Genomic DNA, 20,670 nt, shown 5'->3' on the forward strand with positions numbered 1-20,670 from the left:
AATGGAAAAGCGGTTCGTCCTCTTTTTGATTGTGTCTTTTGCCATTATGATGGCCTACCCCTATTTCGTCGAGAAGCTCGGGCTTTTTCCGCCGCAACCCCCGGGACCTGCGGAAAAACCATCCGAAGGGCAGGCCGTGGTGCAAAAACCCTCGGGTCTCGCCGTTGCGGCGCCCTTTAATGCGGCCACCGGATCGGCCGAGGAACGAACGGTGCAAATCAATACGCCCCTTTACCATGCCGTCTTTAGCTCCCGCGGCGGGAGACTGGTTTTATTTGAACTAAAAAAGTACACCGGCCCAGACAGACGAACGCGAATCAGGCTTTATCAGGATCTCCTCGACGGAACCCCCGCCTTCTCGATCCAAAGCCCGGATGCCGGACTGAACAGCCGCTTGGACCGCGGGCTCTACGCCGTCGACGGAGGAGACCTGACCCTCGATGAACAAAACAAGACGGGGACGGTAACATTCCGCTACCTAGACCCGGAAACCGGGGCGCGGGTAACAAAACGGGTCGCCTTCCGAAGCGACGACTACCGTGTCTCGGTGGATATTGAAACGGAGGGCATACCCGATCGCTATCTCTTCTCGATCGGCCGGGACTTTGGGATTACCGACTGGGGGCAAAAAAGAGGGTTTGTCGGATTTATCGGACCCATCACGGATCTCGCCGGAGAACTGATAAAGGACAACCCCGCAAAAATCGAACGGGAGGTTCGGCACGACGGGGCGATCGCCTGGACCGCGCTGCAGGACAAGTACTTTATCGCCGCGGCGATCCCTGCCGAGGCGAGCGCCGCGGTGATAAGCCGGACCTCTCCAACGGAGGTTAATACCTCGGTGGAATTTAAATCCCCGGGGGCCGGACCCTCCGTCAAGCATCTCGTCCTCTACGCGGGGCCGAAGGAACACCAGCGCTTGCAAGCCCTCGGTGTGGGACTGGAAGAGACGGTTGATTTTGGCTGGTTTATTTACGGAAGCTGGGCGATCGTCCGTTGGATCGCCAGGCCGATTTTTCACGTCCTGCAGTTCCTCCACGGGTTCACTGGAAATTACGGGGCGGCGATCATCCTGTTGACCGTCGGTGTCCGCGTTTTGTTTATTCCCCTAACGCACAAGAGTTACCGGTCGATGAAAGACATGCAGGCCCTTCAGCCCCAGTTGCAGGTTCTTCAGAAGAAGTACAAGGACGACCGGCAGCGCCTTCAAAAGGAGATGATGGAGCTGTATCAGAAGAACAAGGTAAATCCCGTTGGAGGCTGTCTGCCGATGATCCTCCAGATTCCGGTTTTCGTGGCGCTGTTCAACGTTCTCTACACGACTATCGAAATTCGTCAGGCCCCGTTCATTCTCTGGATACACGACTTGTCCGACAAGGACCCCTATTATGTCCTTCCGATCATTATGGGTCTCACCATGCTGATCCAGCAAAAAATGCAACCCACAACGATGGATCCCACCCAGGCCAAGATTTTTCTGATGATGCCTGTCTTGATGACGTTCTTGTTTGTGAGTTTTCCGTCGGGGCTGGTCCTTTACATGATCACGAATAATGTCTTGACCGTTGGCCAGCAGTATTTCACAATAAAGTATATTGAGACGCACCGTGAAAAGGACGCTGGGAACAAAGAACCAGACAAGGCGCCGGCAACGGGTCGACAAAAGTCCTAGAACCGCTCCCGGAGACACCATCTGCGCAATCGCAACACCGGTGGGTGAGGGAGGGATTGGCGTTATCCGACTGAGCGGAGGGCGGGCGATAGCCATGGCCTCCGAGGTTTTTGAGACGAAAAAGGGATTGACCGCCAACGATCTTGTCAGCCACACGATCCACCTTGGGGTGGTTCGCAATCCATCCAACGGGGAACGGCTGGACGAGGTTATGCTGGCGATCATGCGCGCACCCAGAACGTACACGCGCCTGGATACCGTGGAGGTTTACAGTCACGGCGGGCCGCTGCTCCTTCACCGGATTTTGGACCTTTTCCTTGGCCGTGGCGCGCGGCTTGCGGAGCCGGGGGAGTTTACGAAATGGGCTTTTCTAAACGGGCGGATCGATTTAACACAAGCCGAGGCCGTGATGGATCTGATCCATTCGAAAACGGAAGCCGCTCATCGGGTCGCCCTAGCCCAACTGGGGGGAGAACTTAATCGTCGGATAGCGCACCTTCGCGAATCGGCCGTTCAACTCTTGGCCGAGATCGAGGCCGGAATCGATTTTACCGAAGAAGATATCCGGTTCTTGAACCAAGACCAAGTGAAAGTCCGGATTACTGAGCTCATTAACCGCACTGAGGCCCTCATCAAAACAGCCGCGAGCGGGAAAGCCATAAGAGAGGGAATTGCCACTGCGATCGTTGGACGACCGAATGCCGGGAAATCCAGTTTGCTCAACGCGTTGCTCTTACAAAATCGCGCAATCGTGACGCCGGTTCCGGGGACAACGCGCGACATCCTTGAGGAGTATCTTAATCTGGACGGAATTCCAATTCGCATCATAGATACGGCCGGCCTTCGAGAAACGGAGGACCTGGTGGAGCGGGAGGGGGTTTTGCGAACCCGCCAGGCCATCGAACGAGCAGATTTGATTCTATTGGTTCTGGATATCAGTCAACAACTTGGCCATGAAGAGAGCCGGTTGATCGAAGACACGGCGGGGAAGAAACGACTCATCGTCTGTACGAAGATAGATTTATTAATGGAAAATAGTCGTAACCGGCAACTGGTCGATCTTTTGGGGCAGGACAATATTGATAGCGTGGTTTTTATTTCAACGCGCACAGGTGAAGGCCTTGATTATCTAAGGAAGGCAATTGTAAAGGAGGTGCGTAGCGGAATCGTGACTTGTGGAGAGCGCGAAGCCATGATTAATGCACGGCACAACTCATTGTTATTACAGGGACAGCATGCAATGAAAAATGCCCATAGATCCTTGATTGAGGAAGCCCCCCCTGAATTGATTGCCGTGGACATTAGGACAGCGATTGATCGACTCGGAGAGATCACCGGAGAGACAACCACCGAAGACCTTCTTGAGAAAATATTTAAGGGTTTTTGCATCGGAAAATAAAGACGCGTCTGCTACGGTAATAAACACACCGAAGTGTTCCACGTGGAACATTCACCATGCTGATCCGGAAATTTGAACAGTCATACCATGTCATCGTCGTTGGAGGCGGACACGCGGGATGCGAGGCGGCCCTTGCGGCCGCTCGCATGGGCCTATCCACACTACTGCTAACCATGGAGCCGGATAAAATTGCTCAGATGTCGTGCAATCCGGCCATAGGGGGTATTGCCAAGGGACACCTTGTTCGAGAGATAGATGCCCTTGGTGGAGAAATGGGCAGAAACACGGACAAGGCCGGTATTCAGTTTCGCATGCTCAATACCCGAAAAGGGCCGGCTGTTCAGGCAGTACGTGCCCAGGCCGATAAGGCCGCTTACCGTCACGTAATGATGGCCTCGTTGCAAGAGACCAAGGGTCTCGAAATCCGTCAGGGAACCGCAGCCAGGCTCCTTACGAAAAGTCACAAAGTGACCGGAATTGTAATGAACACTGGGATACGAATTAAGGCCAAAGCAGTTGTGCTTACTGCCGGGACATTTCTAAGGGGATTGATTCATATTGGAATGACCCACTTTCCTGCCGGCAGGGCGGGTGAGGCCGCATCCGAAAGCTTGTCTGAGGACTTGCTTGGACTAGGACTCCAGTTGGGACGTCTAAAAACAGGAACGCCGCCTCGTCTGGATCGCCGGACAATTGATTTTTCCGCGATGGTTCCGCAATATGGCGATGAGCCTCCACCGCCTTTCTCCTATTCAACAGAACGAATCGTAACGAATCAGATTCCGTGCCATATTACGTATACAAATAAAGAAACACACAAAATTATCATGGACAACATCGACCGCTCACCGATGTATAGTGGCGTAATTGAAGGAACAGGGCCACGATACTGTCCATCCATTGAGGATAAGGTGGTCCGATTTTCGGCACGGGACCGTCATCAATTGTTTATCGAACCCGAAGGCCGTCATTGCGACGAGTTTTATCCAAACGGTATTTCCACGAGTCTCCCCGTTGACGTTCAGGCGGCAATCTTGAAAACTATCCCGGGACTTCAAAACGCGATGATGCTCAAACCCGGTTATGCGGTTGAATATGACTACTTTCCTCCGGCCCAATTGAGACCGACTCTCGAGAGCAAGGCTCTGGACGGCCTCTATCATGCAGGTCAAATCAATGGAACATCCGGGTATGAAGAAGCAGCCGCACAAGGGCTCATGGCCGGAATTAATGCAGCCTTAAAAATTTTAGGTAAATCCCCTTTAATTCTAGACCGGTCGGAGGCGTATATCGGTGTTTTAATTGACGACCTTGTTACGAAAGGCACACGGGAACCGTATCGAATGTTTACCTCAAGAGCGGAATATCGCCTACTGCTTCGCCATGACAACGCGGATGTCCGATTAATGGAAAAGGGGAAGGAGCTTGGGCTCGTCCCTGACAATGTTTATCGATCTTTTTTGGATAAACAACACAGTATAAATAGAGAAATCAATCGTTTAAAAACGACCAGGTTCAAAGCGGGAATCCTGCGCGAACGTGGTTTTTTGAACACTGGCGAAACGTCGGATCAAACCCTCGAGCAACTACTTCGGCGTCCGGAGCAGGATTACGAAATGATCGATTCGCTTTCCAGAAGCGATAGAACCCTGTCGGAGGAAGTTAAGAATCGGGTGGAGATCGAAATTAAATATGAGGGGTACATTCAAAGACAATTAAAGGAAGTGGATCATTTTAAGAAGATGGAGCATCTTAAAATTCCTGAAAATTTTTATTATGGCGGCGTTATCGGTCTTTCAAAAGAAGTACGGGAGAAACTGGACACTATCCATCCCATATCTGTTGGCCAGGCCTCACGGATCTCTGGGATAACCCCTGCGGCCATTTCACTCATTTTAGTCGCTCTGGAGCGTTGTCGGCGAAATGGAAATACCGGCGACAAGGAATATCGAAGGAATCCGGCTGATGTCCCGCACGAGCCAATCTGAGCTTGCAGTCCTTCTTAAAGGCGGAGCGGAATCACTCGATTGTCCATTGAACGATCTCCAGCTCAATCAATTTCTGACCTATCTTGAGGAACTGAAAGTATGGAACCGTGCCGTCAATCTGACGGCGATCGTAGGAGATGAGGAGATCGTCGAAAAACATTTCCTGGATTCTATTGCCGGATTAAAGGCGATCGAGGAGCACCCTGGCCAGTCGTTGATTGATATCGGAACCGGGGCAGGATTTCCAGGACTTCCATTAAAGATCGCTTCACCCAAGCTGCGACTATTTCTCGTCGAATCCTCCCAGAAAAAAGCGGCCTTTCTTCATCATCTGACAGGCAAACTCAGGCTGTCCGAAGTTCATATTTTTAATCAGCGCGTCGAGAGTTTATTAAAAAGTGGAAACCACTACGATTTGATTGTGACAAGGGCATTCGCAAAAACGCAGGTTGTACTGGAAAAAGCCTTGCCTTTGCTGGCGCCGGAAGGAAAATTAATTTTGTATCAAGGAGGCATGCCATCCCAGGCGCCGGTTCGCGATTTGAAGGGGTGGGAGCGAACAATCCGGTACGAGCTCCCGTTTTCAAAAATCCAACGAAGATTGGAGATTTTTAGACGGATATCTTAAAAAACCGGGTTTGGATTTATTCGCCCGATGTTCCACGTGGAACATCCTAAAAATTGGCCCTCGCGCTTCATACAAAAGTGGATTGCGGGTTGAGCGTGGAGCCGAGGCGCGAAAAATTCCTTTTGTTTTGTTTTCTATTGTGATACGATTTGTCAAATTTTCGGATTGCATAACGGATATGGGAAACATTATAGCGGTCGCCAATCAAAAGGGTGGGGTCGGAAAGACGACCACGGCCATAAATTTGGCGGCTTCCCTTGCCGTGGCTGATAAAAAAGTATTGCTGATCGACGTTGATCCGCAGGGCAACACAACGAGCGGTCTGCAAGTCGATCGGGAAAATCTTTCGGCCAGCCTCTACGACGTTTTAATGGGGCATAAAACACTGGAGGATGTTGTACTGAAGACAGAGCTGGCGGGCCTGGATCTGGTTCCGGCACGGGTCGATTTGGTCGGAGCGGAGCTGGAATTGATTCAGATCCCGCAGCGAGAATCCCTCCTGAAAGAGGCCATTCGGAACGCCGTCGAACAATATGATTATCTGCTCCTGGATTGTCCGCCCTCGCTGGGCCTGCTGACGCTCAACGCACTGACCGCCGCCCATTCCGTACTGATCCCGGTCCAATGTGAGTATTATGCCATGGAGGGATTACAGCAACTGTTGCGGACGGTTCAACGAGTTCGGGCCAGTTATAATCCGGGATTGGAAGTCGAAGGAATTTTATTCACGATGTATGATAGCCGCACCAATCTGTCCCAGCAGGTGGTCCGGGAAGTCAGAAATTATTTCAAACAGCAGGTTTTTGAGGTGATCGTTCCCCGGAACGTGGTCTTGGCGGAAGCCCCCAGTCATGGTCGGCCGGTCGTCCTGTACAACATTGGTTCCGCGGGTGCGCAGGCCTATCTGAGCCTTGCGAAGGAAGTGATGGCCCATGCAGAAAAAAGCACTCGGTAGAGGATTGAACGCCCTGTTTGATCGGGCCCTCCCGGAGGGGTCCTCCGCGACACCCTCCAGTCGATTCCTCGAACTGGATATTCGGAATATAATACCGAATAGGTATCAACCCCGGAAGACCTTCCGCGAGCAGGATCTTCAAGAATTGGTCGCCTCCGTGAAAGAGCGGGGGGTCCTGCAACCCGTCCTCGTCCGGACGGCGGAAGACGGCCGGTATGAGTTGATCGCCGGCGAGCGGCGGTGGCGCGCGGCCAAACTGGCCGGCCTGGAAAAAATTCCCGCCGTGCTCCAGCAGGCGTCGGACACCGACTCCGTTGAGTTGGCGCTCATCGAGAACCTTCAACGGCAAGATCTCAATCCGATCGAGACCGCCAAGGCCTATCACCGCCTTGTCGACGAGTTTGGCTTGACGCAGGAGGATGTGGCCAAGCGGGTCGGGAAGGAACGCTCCTCGGTCGCCAACACCCTGCGTTTATTGAACCTTCCTCTCGAAATCCAGGAGGCCGTTGCCTTGGATCGGTTGTCCGAAGGTCATGCGAAGGTCCTCTTATCCCTGTCCGGACTTCAGGCCCAGCTCCGAATGGCCCGGCGGATCCTTCAAAAAGGCCTCTCGGTGCGCGCGGCCGAAGCCGCCGCCAAGCGAGCGCCCGGCGGGGGTCGAAGCAGGCCGGCCGGAATCCAAAATGCGCTCACGGAAGCGGAGGAACGGTTGATTCGATACCTCGGTTCGCGGGTTCGGATCACCGGGGCTAAGGAAGGCGGACAGGTCGCGATCCATTATCATAATCCGCCGGATTTGGACCGGTTACTGGAACTCATCATAAAGTAGTTCGTAGCGGCGGCGGTTTGAAGCCATCGAGGGGCCGACAAGGAGGATGAACATGCTGCGTAAAGACGATAAAGACCGCAGAGACGGAGCCGGCGACGAGGTCATTGCCTTTTTGGGGAAGGGCACAGAATTCAAGGGCATGATCACCTACAACGGCACGATTCGGATCGACGGCCACGTCGAAGGAGAGATTGTCACGGAGGGGACGCTGGTCGTGGGCGAAGACGCCGTCATCCAGGCGGAGATCAGCGCCGGCACGGTCATCACCGGCGGCAAAATCATCGGCAACGTCACCGCCTTGGAAAAAATCCAGCTCCTGCCGACCGCCGTCATGGACGGGTCGATCAAAACGCCGGTGCTCATTATAGAAGAAGGTGTTCGATTTAACGGCCATTGTCAAATGAGCGGGACGGCGCTGCCCGGGCAAAAGGAATTGCAAGGAGCGGAACGGGCTCAAGGAAAGGAAGCGCAGGCGGTGCAGGAAGCACGCTGAAGGATAGGCGGAGCGGAAATCTGGATGACCGGGACGGAATACAAGACGGTTGTGGTCGGCATGAGCGGAGGGGTGGACAGTTGCGCCACCGCGATGATTTTGAAAGAGCAGGGTCACCGGGTCATCGGCGTGACCCTCAAGGTCTGGAAGGAAGAGGAGAACGCGGATAAGCGGTGGCAGGACCGGTCCTGCTGTAAGGTGGGGGTGGCGCGGTATGTGGCCCAACGGCTCGGGATTGAACACCATGTCATTGACGTCCAGCCGGAATTTCGGCGGGCCGTCATCGACGACTTTGTGGAGGGATACCTCGGGGGCCGGACACCGAATCCCTGTGTGCGATGCAATGAGCGGATCAAGTTCGGCCGACTGTTCGAAATCGCCAGGGGGCTCGGGGCGGATTATTTGGCAACAGGGCATTATGTGCGGCTGGAGAAGAATGAGAGGACGGGCCGGTACATATTGAAACGGGCGGTCGATGATCGAAAGGACCAGAGTTACTTTCTTTACCGGCTTCGGCCGGAAATCCTTCCCCATGTTATCTTCCCTCTTGGATCTTTGCACAAATCCGAGGTATGGCGGCGGGTGGAATCCCTGGACCTTCCGCCCGACGAAATGCACGAGAGCCAGGAAATCTGCTTTGTGACCCAACAGGACTACCGTCAGTTTCTGACCATCCAGACGCCTCGGGCCGCTCGTCCCGGACCGATCGTCACGACCCAAGGAAAGGTCGTCGGGGAGCATCGGGGCGTGGCCTTCTACACCATCGGACAGCGGCGGGGATTGGGCCTCTCGGCCCGGGAGCGTTTGTATGTGGTCGACATTCGTCCCGATGAGAATACCATCGTTGTGGGGGAGGCATCCGATTTGTATTGCGACGAACTGTTCGCGGGCAACCTGAACCTTTTTGTGGAGCGGCCGCTTCGACAGGGGCTGGATGTCGATGTGAAAATACGATACCGTAACGCCTGCGCCCCGGGCCGGATTGAGCCTCTGGGGGAAGAAATCCTCCGCATTCGGCTCCGGACCCCTCAGCGTGCCGTGACTCCCGGGCAATCGGCGGTCTTCTACCGGGGCGATGAATTGTTGGGCGGTGGCATCATCCGGAGCACGTCGCGAAGCGGACCATCGGTGCTTCCTCCCCCCTCTAAGACCGGAAATCTGCGTCTTGACAACACGGCGGCCCTATGTTAGGTTAACGTTTTTGTTTAGACATTAGGCGAGGGGTTCGGTATAACACCATGAACATCGGAACGGCACGACGATATGCGAAAGCGCTTTTCGAATTGGCCCAGCAGGAAAAACAGCTGGTGCCGATTCGCGAGCGGCTCGAACAGGTCGAGCAGATGATCCGCACGCAGAACGAGCTGCGGGATCTCTGCCAGAACCCTCGCTATCACCAGGAAGAGAAAAAGCGAGTCTTGGCATCGCTGGCGGATCGAATCGGGAGTCCGCCGCTTCTGAAGCGCTTCATGGAGCTCCTCGTCAAGAAAAACCGGCTCTCGCAGTTGCCCGATATTACAAAAGCATTTGGGATCCTCGTGGACGAAGCGCAAGGGGTGGAACACGTCCAGGTGCGGGTGGCCCGGCCCTTGTCAAAAGACCAGCGGTCGGAATTGAAGCGACATTTGGAAACCTTGACCCGGCGCGATGTGGACCTCGTCGTTGATGAGGATCCCGCCCTGATCGGAGGAATGGTGGTCTACGCCGGAAGCCGGATTTATGATGGGAGCGTGAAGGGACAACTTCAGAGACTTCGCCGGGAATTGGTAAAGTAAGGTCGGGGGCATAAACAATGCAGATGCGTGCGGAAGAAATCAGCGAGATCATCAAAAAACAAATCAAGGAATTTGAGAAAGGCGTCGACATCCAGGAAGTCGGAACGGTTCTCCAGGTCGGCGATAACATCGCGAAGATCTACGGACTGGAAAATGCGATGGCCGGAGAGCTTCTGGAGTTTCCCGGGTCGGTTTACGGGATTGTCCTGAACCTGGAAGAGGACAATGTCGGCGCGGTCCTGATGGGGTCGGATGTCGGAATCAAAGAAGGGGATATGGTCAAACGGACCGGCCGCATTGCGGAGGTTCCGGTGGGCGAAGACTTGGTCGGGCGCGTCGTGGATGCGATCGGAAATCCGGTGGACGGCAAAGGGCCCGTCAAGGCCACGGCGACCCGCCGCGTTGAAGTGTCGGCCCCGGGCGTGGTCACCCGCCAGTCGGTGCGGGAACCGCTGCAGACCGGGCTCAAAGCGATCGACGCCATGATCCCGATCGGCCGGGGCCAGCGCGAATTGATTATCGGTGACCGCCAGACGGGGAAGACCGCCATTGCCGTGGACACGATAATCAATCAAAAGGGCCAGAACGTTTTCTGCATTTACGTGGCCATCGGCCAGAAGCGGTCCACCGTCGCACGGGTGGTCAAGACTCTGGAAGAACACCGGGCGATGGAATACAGCCTGGTGGTGGCGGCGACGGCGAGCGACGCCGCGCCCATGCAGTACCTGGCCCCGTTCTCGGGCGTCGCCATGGGAGAATATTTCCGGGACAACGGCAAGCATGCCCTGATCGTCTATGACGACCTCTCCAAGCATGCCGTGGCCTACCGCCAGCTCTCGTTGTTGCTCCGGCGGCCCCCGGGCCGGGAAGCCTACCCGGGCGATGTGTTCTATCTTCACTCCCGGCTGCTGGAACGCGCGGCCAAGCTTAGCGATGCGTTGGGCGGCGGCTCCCTGACGGCCCTTCCGATCATCGAAACGCAGGCGGGCGACGTGTCGGCCTATATCCCGACCAACGTGATTTCAATTACGGACGGGCAGATTTATCTCGGAAGCGATCTCTTCTACTCCGGCATCCGGCCTGCGATCAACGTCGGCTTGTCGGTGTCGCGTGTCGGCGGAGCCGCCCAGATCAAGACGATGAAACAGGTCGCCGGTACGCTGCGTCTGGACCTGGCGCAGTATCGCGAGATGGCGGCCTTCGCCCAGTTTGGCAGTGAGCTCGACAAGACCACACAGGCGCAATTGAACCGTGGAGTCCGCATGGTGGAACTGCTCAAGCAAGGCCAATACAAGCCGATGGCGGTGGCCGATCAAGTGCTCTCTATTTTTGCGGGCGTATCGGGTTTTTTGGATGACGTGCCGGTGAACAAGGTCAGCCAGTTCGAAGAAGATCTGCTGTATTACGTGGCGCAGCATCATCCCGAGATGAAGAAAGAGTTGGGGGCGAAACCCAAAATCGACGAGGCCCTTACCGCCCAGCTCAAGCAGATCATTACGACGTTTAAACAAAAAGGGGGATACGGGGCTCAACCCTAGGGCCTCTTTTGTTCGTCCATGCCCAGTCTTCAGAGCCTTCGGCGCAAGATCGGCAGCGTCAAAAATACCCAGAAGATTACCAAGGCCATGAAAATGGTGGCCTCGGCCAAGCTCAAACGGTCGCAGACCCGCATCTTGGCGTTTCGGCCCTACGGACTGAAGATGCGCGGGGTTGTAGCCGGTCTGAGCCGTCGAGTCAATCGCGACCTGCATCCGCTACTCCAAAAGCGCCCGACCAAAATGGTTCGGATCGTCGTTGTAACGAGCGACCGGGGCCTTTGCGGAGCCTTCAACGCCAATATTGTACGCCGAGCCCTGGAGTTCATTCGCGAGTGTGAGGCGCGTGGCGTGAAGGTGGAAATCGGTTTAGTGGGGCGCAAGGGTCGGGATTTTTTTCGTCGGCGCCATTGGAAAATCCATGAGCCGTACATCGATATCTTTGAGAGGCTTAGCTATGAGCATGGGATCGAGATCGCACAGGCCGCCAGCGAGCAGTATACAAACGGGATGTTCGACGAAGCGCACATCATCTATAACGAGTTCAAGTCGGCCATGCAACAGCGGGTCATTGTGGAGCAAATCTTTCCTTTCGAATCTCTTGAGAACGACGGAGCCGCCGGGGGTGGGTTGGGCGGCAGCTACCTCTACGAACCCGATGAAGGTGAACTCCTGGACAACTTGTTGATGAAGCATCTGCATGCCCAGGCGTTCCGGATCCTCTTGGAGTCATCCGCCGCCGAGCAGGCCGCCCGGATGTCGGCCATGGATGGGGCGACCCGGAATGCCGGCGAACTCATCAAGAAGCTGACACTCTATTACAATAAAACACGGCAAGCTGCGATTACCAAAGAGTTGATGGATATAGTGGGAGGCGCCGAGGCGCTGAAAGGATAGTGTCGAGCGGGGCGTTCTGAATGCCAGGCGAAGGAAGCCCTGACCCGTCGCGCGGCGGACCGCCAAACTCGGACTTCAGAATAAGCGAGAGAGGGAGCCGTATGAACACAGAGATGGGCACAGTGATTCAAGTCATCGGGCCGGTGGTTGATGTGGAGTTCCCTCCGGGGAAGCTCCCCAACCTTCTGAATGCCCTTCGTATTGAACAAGAAGAGGATCGGAAGGCGGGGACGCCCAAGATTCGGCTGACACTCGAGGTCGCGCAACACCTCGGGGAAAACCGCGTCCGGGGCGTGGCGATGTCTTCGACGGATGGCCTGGTTCGAGGCATGCCGGTCAAGGATACAGGCGCTCCGATTTCGGTTCCGGTCGGGCGGGAAACGCTCGGCCGGTTGCTGAACGTGCTCGGCGAACCCGTGGACGAAAAGGGACCCATCATGGCGAAGAAGACCTATCCCATCCACCGGCCGGCTCCCGCGTTGGAGGAACAAGAGACGAAGACCGAAGTCCTCGAGACCGGAATCAAGGTCCTGGATCTCCTGGAGCCCTACAGCAAGGGCGGAAAGGTCGGACTGTTCGGCGGTGCGGGCGTCGGAAAGACCGTCATCATCCTGGAGCTGATCAACAACATCGCACTCCACCATGGTGGCTTTTCCGTTTTTGCCGGCGTGGGGGAGCGCACGCGCGAGGGCAATGACCTCTGGCACGAGATGCAGGAGTCGAAGGTCATCGATCCCGGCGATTACACCAAGTCTAAAGCCGCGCTGGTTTTTGGACAGATGAACGAACCGCCTGGCGCCCGGCTCCGCGTCGGACTCACGGGCCTGACGATCGCCGAGTACTTTCGGGACGAAGAAAACCAGGACGTGCTTCTGTTCATCGATAATATTTTCCGATTTACCCAGGCCGGTTCGGAGGTGTCCGCCTTGCTGGGCCGCATGCCCTCCGCCGTGGGTTATCAGCCGACATTGGGCACCGAGATGGGTGCGCTCCAGGAGCGCATCACCTCCACGAAGAAAGGATCCGTCACGTCGGTCCAGGCCATTTATGTTCCCGCGGATGATCTGACCGACCCGGCGCCGGCCACGGCTTTCGGGCACCTGGACGCGACCACCGTGCTTTCACGCCAGCAGGCGGAGCTCGGGATTTATCCCGCCGTGGACCCGCTCGACTCGACCTCCCGGATTTTGGACCCCCAAGTCATCGGGGAAGAGCACTACGGGGTCGCGCGATCGGTCCAGTCGATCCTCCAGCGCTACAAAGACCTTCAGGATATCATCGCGATCCTGGGGATGGACGAACTCTCCGAGGACGACAAACTGACGGTGTCGAGAGCCCGGAAGATCCAGCGGTTTCTCTCCCAGCCCTTCCACGTGGCGGAAGTGTTCACCGGGACCCCGGGACGGTATGTTAAGCTCAAAGACACCGTCCGGGGCTTCAAGGAGCTTGTCGAAGGGAAGTACGACGATCTTCCCGAACAGGCGTTTTATATGGTGGGCACAATTGAGGAAGTCGTCGCCAAGGCCGAGAGACTGGGAGGGAAGAAATAATTGCCGACGAAAAAACTCCTTCTTGAAGTCGCAACGCCCGATCACCTCCTTCTCAGCCGGGAAGTGGACGAAGTGATCGCCCCCGGCAGCGAGGGCGAATTCGGCGTACTCCCCGGGCACGCCCATTTTCTGTCGATGCTGAAGATCGGCGAATTGCGCTACCGAGTGGGCGATCAGACCCACTACATGTCGGTGTTGTGGGGTTTTGCCGAGGTGACGCCTACAAAGGTCACGATCCTGGCCGAGATCGCCGAAAAGGCGGAGGACATCGACGTCGAACGGGCGCAAGCCGCCGTCGAGCGGGCCGAGCAGCGTCTCCAGGTGGGCGGCCTCCCCTCCGAGCTCAAAGAAGCCCAGATCAGCCTGGAAAAGGCCCGCCTACGTCGGAAGATCGCCGAACGCGCTGGCCGGGCGAAGTAACAGTCCCTCCCGTTTCTTGACCCGCTCTCCCATTTCCGGTATATTCTCGACTAAGTTACCGCCAATTCTCGACCTGGGTTCCGGAGGTCCATTTTATGCTCACGCGCTCCTCTTGCATTCGATCACAGACCCCAGACTGAAACGATTTATCGATGAAGGGAGGATATCATGGCCCGATCCATTACCGTCATGAGTGTCATGGAGGTGATCCGTCACCGCCGGTCCGTGCGCGACTATTCGCCCCGGAACCTTGACCGGGCGACCGTCCGCACGCTGCTCGCGGCCGCGGTGTGCGCGCCCACAGCGGTGCATGAGGAGCCCTGGGCCTTTGTGATCGTCCAGGACACCAATGCCCTGAAGCGCATCTCGGATCGGGCCAAGCCCCTCTTCGCGGAGGAGGTGCACCGCGCCCATCTCGACCGGGGCGGCCATGCGCTCGAGATTTTTCGGCGGCCGGACTTCAACATATTTTACAATGCCAGCACCCTCATCGTCATTGGCGCCACTACGACCGGCCCGTTCATCGCGGCCGATTGCTGGCTGGCCGCCGAGAACCTGATGCTCGCTGCCGCCGCGATTAAACTCGGAAGCTGCGTCATCGGTTCGGCGCTTCCGGCCCTGAACGACGGCGGGGTAAAAAAAGAGATCGGGATCCCGGCCGATTTCACGGCCGTCGCCCCGGTCATCGTCGGCCATCCGACCGGGGAAACGCCGCCCACCTCCCGAAAGGAGCCGGAGATTCTCGTCTGGAAATAACCCGTGAGCGCATGAAATGGAGCATAATATTCGTTCTGTATCTATATTTTAAATTTGTATATAAAGGTTCCGCATATTCGGTTGCAGCTAAACGGATCAGGGGTGAACTAAAGCTCGACGCTAGATTTTCCGAAGCAAAAAAGCAAATTAAAAAAAGCTGTGTTAACGGGCTTATTGCTTTTTCATTGGACTGGATTGTTTTGGAAAAGATAAAAACGGATTCGTATATTGTGACTGACAATCCTGACGCTCTTTACGATGCGGGGAAAAAAATACTTCTTGATTTGTTAAAAACAAAGGTGAGGAATGCAGCATTGAGCAGTAGAGACCCAATGGTTATATGGCATATTGCATCTTTGACGACTCCGGCAATTCTACCACGTGTTCTGAGCTTTGGTTTTACTTCAACCCTACTTTTCCTCTCATAAATTGACGTTTCTGAAGACAGTATAATTTATCAACATATTAAAGAATTGCCTGAAAAAATGGATTGGCCGAAGAAAGTCCCGGAGCGAGGACTTGAATTATGATATTGCTTACCCGCGCCGGCGCCGAAGGCGTATAGCATACAAGCGTAACAGCCGAACTCTTGTCCCCGCTGCTGTGGAGGCTTGGAGTGTTCCTGGCGCTCGAACCACCGAAATTTCGTAAGGCGAAAATTAGGTGTTGGCTCGACAAGGAACCGTCGATAGCCCTCCTCGTTTCCGCAGCTCATTTCGAATGGACGGTTCATCGCGCCCTCCTCCTGTTGTGTATCCTATTGAGTAACCGAACAAACAGGGAAATTCGGCTCGATCTTGAAAAGGTTTATGGTCTTGAACGTTACAAAGATTTTTGGCGTGACGGGCTTCGGCACTTGCCGCAAGCCCGGTCTATTCCGCAAATAGTTTCTGATTGGAAGGCAGTCACGGACGCATTCGATGCCAGAAACCGCCTTATTCACGGTCGAGGTCGTTACACGCGGAATATGGCAAGCCCACACGTGGAGTATCTGCTCAGGTCCGCTGCGGAAGTTAGGGATTGCTGTTCAAGATGCGGTGCGAATTTCGGAGCCCGATTGCCAGTAAGAAAAAAGAGCCACAGCGCATAACCCGCGCTGTCGCCGAGTGCCATTCAGCGCTTTCCCAGCTTCGGCAACCCAAACCGGAACGGGTCGTCGTCAGGCTTTGACCACGGTGCCGTTGACGATCTTTACACGATCGCCCGCATTGAGGCCGTTATCGGTCGACTGCGTGACGGTGCGAATCGCGCCGTTGTTCATCTGGACGGTGATCCGGTAGCGAAGGGTCTTCTTCACGTTCTTCTCGATCTGGTGGCCCGCAAGCGCCCCGCCGGCCGCGCCAGCAACCTCGGCGAGCGTCCGGCCCTGACCCGCGCCGATCCTGCTTCCAACTACTGCGCCGACCACGCCTCCGGCAACCGCGCCCAGTCCGGTTCCCTGGCCGGAAACCTGGACGGCCTTGACCGATTCCACCACGCCGCAGTCTACACATTTCTTGCCGAGCGGGAGCGCGCTGTGAATCAGGCCCGTCATCGAGCCGACGGCTACGATACAGAAGATAATGACGGCTATGGCCGCGATTTTAACGATCGGAATTTTTGCAGCCTCAAGCATAGACATATAGACCTCCGATTCCCTATGGGATAACCATTTTGCCTTGGGTTCATCCCATAGCATGATTATTGCGTAGTTTTATGTTAGCCCTCGCCATTCCGGTTATTCAACAAGAAAATAGTTTTGGGGCGCCATTTTTTTTGTCGGCCTTTACTTTTTTATCCTTTGTCTATAAAGTTCGACATAACCCCCTGCCGGTGCCGAGGGCGGGGAACGGGCATGGATTGAAGATGATGAGCCGAAAGAAGGGACGCCCAATATGAAGACCGCGATTCGCATCCTGGCTGTGTTGTTCGTGGTTCCCGCCACGAGCCTCTTCGTCATTTGGATGCCGTTTTCGTTCATCCCTCTGGGGGAACAGCGGTGGGTTGTCCCGGTCGTGTCGTCGCTTTGCGCCATCGTCGCGGGGCGGTATGTCTGGGTCAAAACCGGAAAGGCACCCCACGGCGTGGTTTCGTCCATTTTTTATGGGGGCGTCGTGGTGGGCGGGATTGGTTTTTCAGCGGGCTTCTTCGGGCCGATCATTTTTGCTCCGGAGGCGAACCAAGGCCCGCTGCTCGGGATTTTCATCACGGGTCCGCTGGGATTCTTGCTCGGGGGACTGGGCGGCCTCGTATACGGGCTGATGCATCGCGAAAAAACGGGAGCGGACTGAGAAAATTATTCATCGCCATGGCACATCGATGCCGAGGGTCATTGGATTAAAAGCATATCCATTCCGGATTTTGATGACGGAGATCAAAGATGAAAGTCACCGAGATCGCATTTGTCGTCTATCCTGTGACCGACTTGGAAAGCGCAACGGCTTTCTACGAAGGGATTTTGGGCCTCACGCAATCTCGGTTCTTCGGGGATGAAGATCAAGGCATGATCGAGTACGATATCGGCCCGGGGACGCTCGCCATCGGCTGGGGCGTCTCGCAGTTTATGCCCTCGCCGGGGGGCGGTTGCGCGGCGCTTGAGCTGGACGACTTCGGCGGCATGGTGGGCCGTCTCCGGGAAAACGACTGCCCATTCGTGTCAGAGCCAACCGAGACTCCCGTTTGTTACATGGCGGTGATCTCCGACCCGGACGGGAATTCCCTGATGATTCATCAAAGGAAGGTTCGGTAATCACCCCCTCCTCGTCGCCCCTTCGCGAGAACCGACCTCATCTCCTGGACTTCCTTGTCAGAGTCCGGGTTGGGTGGTATATTTAGCGATAGGAATTCCGGCCCGTTGAAAGGGGGGCTCCCAAGCATGTGGCCCAGCACGACCGTACCTTCCAAGTTTGACGCCGTAAAAGATAAAGATGAGCAGATCTACTGGGTGGGGAAGCCGGCTTTGATTCCGTTCGTCGCCACCGGCATACCCATTCTGATCGTTGGAATGCTTTGGGGCGCCTTTGATTATTTCGGCATCATACGCAACATGCCAGGCCATATGCCGGGGTTTGCGATTCCGTTCTTCGCCCTGCATTTGTTTCCATTCTACGGAAGTGTCTTGTACATGGCGCACCTTTTTCTCGTCCGGGGAAACACCTTTTATGCTTATACCAACAAGCGGTTGATGATGCGAAGCGGTGTTTGGGGAACCGATTTCAACGCGATCGATTATGACAAAGTATCCGACATCGAGGTAAACGTGAACCCGATCGAAAACCTGTTTGGCGTGGGAACCGTGAGGGCCTTTTCGGGTCGCGTCAACGACAAAGGCGGCCGGATCTACGACAGCTTCATTGCCATCTCGAATCCGTACGAGGTTTTCAAAAAAATCAAAGAGGTTTCGGTCAACATCAAAACGGACTGGAACTACCCCAACGCCTTGAGGCCGGAAGTCAATCCTGGGTACCAAACAAAATATAGTCCGAAGCAGTAGAAAAACTTGGTCAGAATTTTGCCCTTCTGTAAAAGAACCTCTTCATCACCTCCGCCGCCAGAATATAAATGACCACAATCATTCCCATAAGCAGGAAAAACATGGTTGGCAGCGGACCGAATCCAAAGAGCGTGCCGATCGGGGTGAAAGGGAAAACCAGCGTCGCCCCGACAACGAGGAGCGTGGCGATCAGCAAATGAGGCCCGGGCATGCTTTGGAAGAAGGGTTTCCGGGTGCGGACCACCAGCACGATCAGCGAGGCCGAAATAACGGATTCCATGAACCATCCGGTCCGGAACTGAACCGGTGTCGAATGAAGGACGAACAGAAGCAGGCCGAAGGTGAGATAGTCGAAGACCGAACTGACCAGTCCGAATGTGATCATAAAGTTTCGGATAAAGCGGATATTCCAGCGACGAGGCTTCATGACCATCTCGGGATCAACATGGTCGGTTGCGATGGCCATTTCCGGGAGATCCGTCAGTAAATTGGTCAGAAGGATCTGCTTGGGTAGCAGGGGAAGGAAGGACAGAAAAAGGGAGGCACCGGCCATGCTGAACATGTTTCCAAAATTGGCGCTCGTCGCCATAAAGACGTACTTCAGCGTGTTGGCGAAGGTCACCCTTCCCTCCTTCACGCCGTCCACCAGGACCTTCAGGTCCTTGGCGAGCAGTACGATATCGGCCGCGTCCTTTGCGACATCCACCGCGCGGTCAACCGAAATGCCGACATCGGCGGCGTGAAGCGCCGAGGCGTCATTGATCCCGTCCCCCAGGTAGCCCACCCCATTCCCGGCCTTCTGCAGAGCGCGGATGATTCGCTCCTTCTGATTGGGCTCGACCTCGGCGAAGATATCGATATCGCCCGCGCGCGCCAGCAACGCGTCATCGCTGATCGCATGAAGATCGGAGCCGGACAGGATCTGAAGCTCGGGCAGTCCCACCTGCCGGCCCAGGTTGGCCGAAACCAGCCGGTTGTCTCCGGTGATGATCTTCAGTGAAATGCCCAGGCGCTTCAGTCGGCGTATCGTCTCGATGATCCCGGGTTTGGGAGGATCGAAGAAAACAAGGAACCCCAGAAAAGTCATGCCGGCTTCGTGGTCTTTGGTGATGACCGACATCGAACCGCCCGCCCGGTAAGCGATCCCAAGCGCTCGATAGCCCTCACGGCTGAGCGCGTCAAAACGTTCCCGGATTTGATCCTGGAGCGCAGCGAGTTCGGCGACCGCCCCTCCGGAAACCTCGACGGAGGAGCAGACCGCGAGGATATTGGGAAGCGCGCCTTTCGTGATCATGAGGGACGTGTCATCTTTTAAGATCAGGATGCTCAATCGCTTACGGATAAAGTCGTACGGCACCTCATCCAGTTTCCGATAGCCGGATAAATCGAACGGGCGGTGGCTTCGAATCGCTTCATCCAGGGGGTTTGTGAAACCCGTTTCGTAAAATGCATTGAGATAGGCATAGAGCAGAACCCTCTCGCTGGGTTGTCCGTCCGTATCCAGAGTGGAATGCAGCCGAACCACGCCCTCGGTCAGTGTGCCGGTCTTATCGGCACAAAGTACATTCATGCTCCCGAAGTTTTCGATTGAGGCGAGGCGTTTGACGATCACCTTCTTGCGGGCCATTTTTTTCGCACCGTGGGCCAGGTTGATGCTGATGATCGCGGGCAGGAGCTGAGGGGTGAGGCCGACGGCGAGGGCCAACGAAAAGAGGAAGGAGTCCAATACCGGCCTTTCCAGATAGACATTGATCGCGAAGATCGCGATCACCAGCACCAGGGTCACTTCCATGAGGAGGTATCCGAATCGGCGGACGCCCCGTTCGAATTCGGTCTCTGGCGGCCGGAGTTTCAGCCGTTCGGCCACCTGGCCAAATTCGGTTTCCGCGCCCGTGCGGACCACCACGGCCTTTGCGGTGCCGCTGATCACATGAGTTCCCATCCAAAGAGTGTTAGTTCGCTGGGCCAGCGGTGTTTCCGACGGGAAATCCCCGGCCGTTTTTTCGACGGGATAGGTTTCGCCGGTCAGGGCCGCTTCATCGATGAAAAGGTCCTTGGAGCTTAAAATCCGGCAGTCGCCGGGGACGCTGTCTCCGGCATTCAGCAGAACAATCTCCCCCGGAACGATCTCTTCAACCGGAATTTCGATTGTGCATCCGTCCCGAAGGACTTCGGCCTTGATTCGGATGATCGCCAGCAGCTTCTCGACGGCGCCGGCCGCGCCACGCTCCTGCCAGAACCCGAGCAGGCCGCTGAGGGCGACAATCGTGAGGATAATGACGGCATCCACGGCATCGCGGA

Annotated in this window: 20 protein-coding genes; 18 read left to right on the forward strand and 2 right to left on the reverse strand. The window is 55.7% G+C overall.

Annotation, left to right across the window (positions count from 1 at the left end):
- The first annotated feature begins 1 nt into the window (after position 1).
- From yidC to VMN77_07490, 15 genes are all read left to right on the forward strand, one after another.
- Positions 2-1,672, forward strand: a complete 1,671-nt coding sequence (gene yidC, locus VMN77_07420; GenBank protein HTN43610.1) for a membrane protein insertase YidC — start codon at positions 2-4, stop codon at positions 1,670-1,672.
- A 19-nt stretch (positions 1,673-1,691) separates the two neighbouring features.
- Complete coding sequence (gene mnmE, locus VMN77_07425; GenBank protein ID HTN43611.1) at positions 1,692-3,071, forward strand: tRNA uridine-5-carboxymethylaminomethyl(34) synthesis GTPase MnmE; 1,380 nt, start codon at positions 1,692-1,694, stop codon at positions 3,069-3,071.
- Between the two features lie 56 nt (positions 3,072-3,127).
- Positions 3,128-5,059: a tRNA uridine-5-carboxymethylaminomethyl(34) synthesis enzyme MnmG gene (mnmG, locus tag VMN77_07430; GenBank protein ID HTN43612.1), complete on the forward strand. Its 1,932-nt coding sequence runs from the start codon at positions 3,128-3,130 to the stop codon at positions 5,057-5,059.
- Positions 5,037-5,687, forward strand: a complete 651-nt coding sequence (gene rsmG / locus VMN77_07435; protein HTN43613.1) for a 16S rRNA (guanine(527)-N(7))-methyltransferase RsmG — start codon at positions 5,037-5,039, stop codon at positions 5,685-5,687. Before mnmG ends, rsmG begins: the two co-directional genes overlap by 23 nt.
- 178 nt (positions 5,688-5,865) lie before the next feature.
- Entirely contained in the window at positions 5,866-6,642 is a 777-nt protein-coding gene (locus VMN77_07440) for an AAA family ATPase (GenBank protein HTN43614.1), read from the forward strand.
- Positions 6,620-7,471 (forward strand): ParB/RepB/Spo0J family partition protein, encoded by an 852-nt coding sequence (locus tag VMN77_07445; GenBank protein ID HTN43615.1) that lies wholly within the window; start codon positions 6,620-6,622, stop codon positions 7,469-7,471. Before VMN77_07440 ends, VMN77_07445 begins: the two co-directional genes overlap by 23 nt.
- Before the next feature lie 52 nt (positions 7,472-7,523).
- Positions 7,524-7,964: a polymer-forming cytoskeletal protein gene (locus VMN77_07450; GenBank protein HTN43616.1), complete on the forward strand. Its 441-nt coding sequence runs from the start codon at positions 7,524-7,526 to the stop codon at positions 7,962-7,964.
- 24 nt (positions 7,965-7,988) lie between these two features.
- Positions 7,989-9,155, forward strand: coding sequence for a tRNA 2-thiouridine(34) synthase MnmA (gene mnmA / locus VMN77_07455; protein ID HTN43617.1), 1,167 nt, complete (start codon positions 7,989-7,991; stop codon positions 9,153-9,155).
- A gap of 47 nt (positions 9,156-9,202) precedes the next feature.
- Positions 9,203-9,739, forward strand: coding sequence for an ATP synthase F1 subunit delta (gene atpH / locus VMN77_07460; protein ID HTN43618.1), 537 nt, complete (start codon positions 9,203-9,205; stop codon positions 9,737-9,739).
- 17 nt (positions 9,740-9,756) lie between these two features.
- Positions 9,757-11,277, forward strand: a complete 1,521-nt coding sequence (atpA, locus tag VMN77_07465; protein ID HTN43619.1) for a F0F1 ATP synthase subunit alpha — start codon at positions 9,757-9,759, stop codon at positions 11,275-11,277.
- An 18-nt stretch (positions 11,278-11,295) separates the two neighbouring features.
- Positions 11,296-12,171, forward strand: a complete 876-nt coding sequence (gene atpG, locus VMN77_07470; protein HTN43620.1) for an ATP synthase F1 subunit gamma — start codon at positions 11,296-11,298, stop codon at positions 12,169-12,171.
- Positions 12,172-12,272: 101 nt separating this feature from the next.
- Entirely contained in the window at positions 12,273-13,721 is a 1,449-nt protein-coding gene (gene atpD / locus VMN77_07475; protein HTN43621.1) for a F0F1 ATP synthase subunit beta, read from the forward strand.
- Entirely contained in the window at positions 13,722-14,141 is a 420-nt protein-coding gene (locus tag VMN77_07480) for a F0F1 ATP synthase subunit epsilon (GenBank protein ID HTN43622.1), read from the forward strand. It abuts the gene before it with no gap.
- Between the two features lie 168 nt (positions 14,142-14,309).
- Complete coding sequence (locus VMN77_07485) at positions 14,310-14,897, forward strand: nitroreductase family protein (GenBank protein ID HTN43623.1); 588 nt, start codon at positions 14,310-14,312, stop codon at positions 14,895-14,897.
- 11 nt (positions 14,898-14,908) lie between these two features.
- A complete protein-coding gene (locus VMN77_07490; protein HTN43624.1) occupies positions 14,909-15,325 on the forward strand; it encodes a hypothetical protein in 417 nt (138 codons plus the stop codon).
- A gap of 731 nt (positions 15,326-16,056) precedes the next feature.
- Here the strand turns inward: VMN77_07490 and VMN77_07495 are convergent.
- Positions 16,057-16,518 (reverse strand): glycine zipper 2TM domain-containing protein, encoded by a 462-nt coding sequence (locus VMN77_07495; protein HTN43625.1) that lies wholly within the window; start codon positions 16,516-16,518, stop codon positions 16,057-16,059.
- Between the two features lie 253 nt (positions 16,519-16,771).
- Here VMN77_07495 and VMN77_07500 point away from each other — a divergent pair, with 253 nt between their 5' ends.
- The 3 genes from VMN77_07500 (at position 16,772) to VMN77_07510 (ending at position 18,369) form a co-directional block, all read left to right on the forward strand.
- A complete protein-coding gene (locus tag VMN77_07500) occupies positions 16,772-17,167 on the forward strand; it encodes a hypothetical protein (GenBank protein ID HTN43626.1) in 396 nt (131 codons plus the stop codon).
- Positions 17,168-17,256: 89 nt separating this feature from the next.
- Entirely contained in the window at positions 17,257-17,625 is a 369-nt protein-coding gene (locus tag VMN77_07505) for a VOC family protein (protein ID HTN43627.1), read from the forward strand.
- A 126-nt stretch (positions 17,626-17,751) separates the two neighbouring features.
- Entirely contained in the window at positions 17,752-18,369 is a 618-nt protein-coding gene (locus tag VMN77_07510) for a PH domain-containing protein (protein HTN43628.1), read from the forward strand.
- A 10-nt stretch (positions 18,370-18,379) separates the two neighbouring features.
- Here the strand turns inward: VMN77_07510 and mgtA are convergent.
- Positions 18,380-20,670, reverse strand: a 2,291-nt coding sequence (gene mgtA, locus VMN77_07515; GenBank protein ID HTN43629.1) for a magnesium-translocating P-type ATPase, incomplete at its 5' end; no start/stop codon positions are given.

It is taken from the genome of Nitrospiria bacterium (assembly GCA_035498035.1).
Lineage (GTDB): Bacteria > Nitrospirota > Nitrospiria > JACQBZ01 > JACQBZ01 > JACQBZ01.

Coding starts and splice junctions, on each gene's coding strand:
- yidC (HTN43610.1), top strand. CDS start 2: ATGGAAAAGCGGTTCGTCCTCTTTTTGATTGTGTCTTTTGCCATTATG.
- mnmG (HTN43612.1), top strand. CDS start 3,128: ATGCTGATCCGGAAATTTGAACAGTCATACCATGTCATCGTCGTTGGA.
- rsmG (HTN43613.1), top strand. CDS start 5,037: ATGTCCCGCACGAGCCAATCTGAGCTTGCAGTCCTTCTTAAAGGCGGA.
- VMN77_07440 (HTN43614.1), top strand. CDS start 5,866: ATGGGAAACATTATAGCGGTCGCCAATCAAAAGGGTGGGGTCGGAAAG.
- VMN77_07445 (HTN43615.1), top strand. CDS start 6,620: ATGCAGAAAAAAGCACTCGGTAGAGGATTGAACGCCCTGTTTGATCGG.
- VMN77_07450 (HTN43616.1), top strand. CDS start 7,524: ATGCTGCGTAAAGACGATAAAGACCGCAGAGACGGAGCCGGCGACGAG.
- mnmA (HTN43617.1), top strand. CDS start 7,989: ATGACCGGGACGGAATACAAGACGGTTGTGGTCGGCATGAGCGGAGGG.
- atpH (HTN43618.1), top strand. CDS start 9,203: ATGAACATCGGAACGGCACGACGATATGCGAAAGCGCTTTTCGAATTG.
- atpA (HTN43619.1), top strand. CDS start 9,757: ATGCAGATGCGTGCGGAAGAAATCAGCGAGATCATCAAAAAACAAATC.
- atpG (HTN43620.1), top strand. CDS start 11,296: ATGCCCAGTCTTCAGAGCCTTCGGCGCAAGATCGGCAGCGTCAAAAAT.
- atpD (HTN43621.1), top strand. CDS start 12,273: ATGAACACAGAGATGGGCACAGTGATTCAAGTCATCGGGCCGGTGGTT.
- VMN77_07485 (HTN43623.1), top strand. CDS start 14,310: ATGGCCCGATCCATTACCGTCATGAGTGTCATGGAGGTGATCCGTCAC.
- VMN77_07490 (HTN43624.1), top strand. CDS start 14,909: ATGAAATGGAGCATAATATTCGTTCTGTATCTATATTTTAAATTTGTA.
- VMN77_07495 (HTN43625.1), bottom strand. CDS start 16,518: ATGTCTATGCTTGAGGCTGCAAAAATTCCGATCGTTAAAATCGCGGCC.
- VMN77_07500 (HTN43626.1), top strand. CDS start 16,772: ATGAAGACCGCGATTCGCATCCTGGCTGTGTTGTTCGTGGTTCCCGCC.
- VMN77_07505 (HTN43627.1), top strand. CDS start 17,257: ATGAAAGTCACCGAGATCGCATTTGTCGTCTATCCTGTGACCGACTTG.
- VMN77_07510 (HTN43628.1), top strand. CDS start 17,752: ATGTGGCCCAGCACGACCGTACCTTCCAAGTTTGACGCCGTAAAAGAT.